The following is a 2,283-nucleotide window of genomic DNA, read 5'->3' as shown; positions in this document are numbered from 1 at the left end:
CATGGGAACGTCAGAACCCGCCTTTCTTCTCCAGCCACGCACGTTCTTGCGCCGATGTCTCCCGGCCAAGAATCTCGTTTCGATGCGGAAAGCGCCCGAAGCGTTCGATCACTTCGGCATGCTTGTGGGCATAGTTGAGTTGCGCGGCCACGTCCTTCGCGTCGGCTTGGCCAGCTTCGTCGGAGAGCGTTTGGAACAGGCGCACAGCTTCGCGCTGGCTGTACAATGTCTCGTCGTGCTCGAACGGCAGGTAGGCAAACACGCGATGATACGGCGTCGGTAATTCGCGGTCATCGCCTTGAGCAACCATGGTGCGAGCAAGCTCAAGCGCTTGCGCGTCACCTGCAAACGCACGCGGCGTACCGCGAAAACAGTTCCGCGTGAATTGGTCGAGCAAAAGAATCAGCGCCAAAGCACCTTCGGGCGTTTCCGCCCAGGACGCCAGCGTACCCGCCAAAGCGGCTTCGAGCATCGATCCAAAACGCGCGAGAAGCACGGCGTCGAACGCGGCATCTTTCTTGAACCACACACGCCGCGCGTGGCCAAATTCCGCCGATCCCGCCGCCCCGAACCACTCGTCCAGAACCGACTGCGCACGCGCATCCAGCATCACGCGAACTCGGCGCGTAGTCATGGGGTCTCCAGGCAAATCAACCGAACACTTATTACGCTAAGGGCCACTCAACCGGGACGGTTGCGCATCCAGTCGGCGGTATCGAAGAAGGAAGTGAGCAGACGTTCGCGCAAGGGCTCGTCAAGGCCGATGTCCTCCATCGCCCAAGCCATGCAGCGCAGCCATTGATCGCGTTCGTTCGATGCAATCGCGAAATTCAAATGCCGCGCGCGCAGTCGCGGATGGCCGAAGCGGCTGATGTAATGGTCAGGGCCACCCATCCAGCCGCAGAGGAACCAGAAGAATTTGTCGCGGGAATTGTCGAGCGCCGGCGGATGCAGCGCGCGCAATTGCGCGAATTCGGGTTCGAGGTCCATGAGGTCGTAGAAACGGTCGACAAGCGCGCGGACGCGCTCTTCACCGCCGACGAGTTCGAACGCCGACGTCTGCGGCGCTTGTTCCTGGGTAGTTTCGGTCATGCGTTCATTATAAATTCAGGCGTCGCGCAACGACTGGAGCGCCGGGCGCGACAGCACGCGGCGCAGGCTGATCCAGCCACCCACGCCCGAGCACGCGACGCCCGCGAGAATGCCGACGGGCACAAGCCAGGGATTGAAATCGATGTGAAATTCGAACACGCGCGACGCCAGCAACCAGCCGATTCCCTGTGCCCCAAGCGCGGCCATCAGCCCGCTCAGCGCGCCGACCGCCACGAATTCCGCGATCTGCACCGAACGCACCTGGCTATGAGACGCACCCAGCGCGCGCAACAACGCGGACTCGTGCATGCGTTCATCGCGCGTGCCGGCAAGAGCGGCGTACAGCACCAGCACACCGGCCGCGAGCGTGAAAATAAACAGGAATTGCACGGCGCCGATCACCTGATTGAGGACGCGCTGGATTTGCGCGAGGATCGGAGCGGTATCGATGGCGGTCAGGCTGGGAAATTTGCCGATCAGGCCGTCGATCACGGCCTGCCGCCCCGCGGGCAGATAGAAACTCGTAATGAACGTGGCAGGCAGATCGCTGATGGACGGCGGTGGCATCAGCACGAAGAAGTTGACCTTGAACGAATTCCAGTCGACCTTGCGCACGCTCGTCACGGGTCCGTCGACTTGCAGGCCAGCGACGTCGAAGCGCAGGGTATCGCCAAGTTTCACGTTGATGGTCTTCGCAATGCCCTGTTCTATCGATACTTGCGCACGCCCATCCGTGCCGTACCAGTTGCCGCCGACCACGCGGTTATCGTCGGGTAACTGGGTGGTGTACGAAAGGTTGAACTCGCGGTCGACGAGGCGCTTTGCATCCGCGTTCTTGTAGTCGTCCGGGCTCACCGGCTTGCCGTTCACAGCGATCAAGCGGCCACGCACCATGGGCGACAGCGTGGCGCCCGCCTCGCCATGCTGCTTCAGATAGTCGGTTACGCCTGCGCGCTGGTCGGGCTGGATATCGATCAGGAACTGGTTGGGCGCGTCGGGCGGCGTGGCTTGCCGCCAGCCGGCGATCAGGTCGCTGCGCGTCATCACGATCAGAAGGAGGCACATCAAGCCGATGCCCAGCGCCGTGATTTGCAGCGCGCTCGCGCCGCTGCGCCGCTCCAGGGACGCCAGCGCATAACGCCAGCTCAGCCAGCCGACGCCCGATCCCACCCGCTCGCTACGGACGAAGCG

Annotated in this window: 3 protein-coding genes; all 3 read right to left on the bottom strand. The window is 62.6% G+C overall.

Annotated features, from left to right (window positions below; all coding sequences use genetic code 11):
- Positions 1–10 precede the first annotated feature (10 nt).
- Positions 11–634 carry a DUF924 family protein gene (locus tag WCA53_RS15905; RefSeq protein ID WP_423912161.1) on the bottom strand — a complete coding sequence of 208 codons (624 nt, stop codon included), beginning with the start codon at positions 632–634 and terminating at the stop codon, positions 11–13.
- A gap of 47 nt (positions 635–681) precedes the next feature.
- A complete protein-coding gene (locus WCA53_RS15900; RefSeq protein ID WP_423912159.1) occupies positions 682–1,092 on the bottom strand; it encodes a group II truncated hemoglobin in 411 nt (136 codons plus the stop codon).
- A 15-nt stretch (positions 1,093–1,107) separates the two neighbouring features.
- A partial coding sequence (locus WCA53_RS15895; RefSeq protein ID WP_423912156.1) for an ABC transporter permease occupies positions 1,108–2,283 on the bottom strand: 1,176 nt, incomplete at its 5' end.

It is taken from the genome of Caballeronia sp. (assembly GCF_049581465.1).
Classification (GTDB): domain Bacteria; phylum Pseudomonadota; class Gammaproteobacteria; order Burkholderiales; family Burkholderiaceae; genus Caballeronia.
This window is presented reverse-complemented; position numbering and strand designations above follow the sequence as displayed.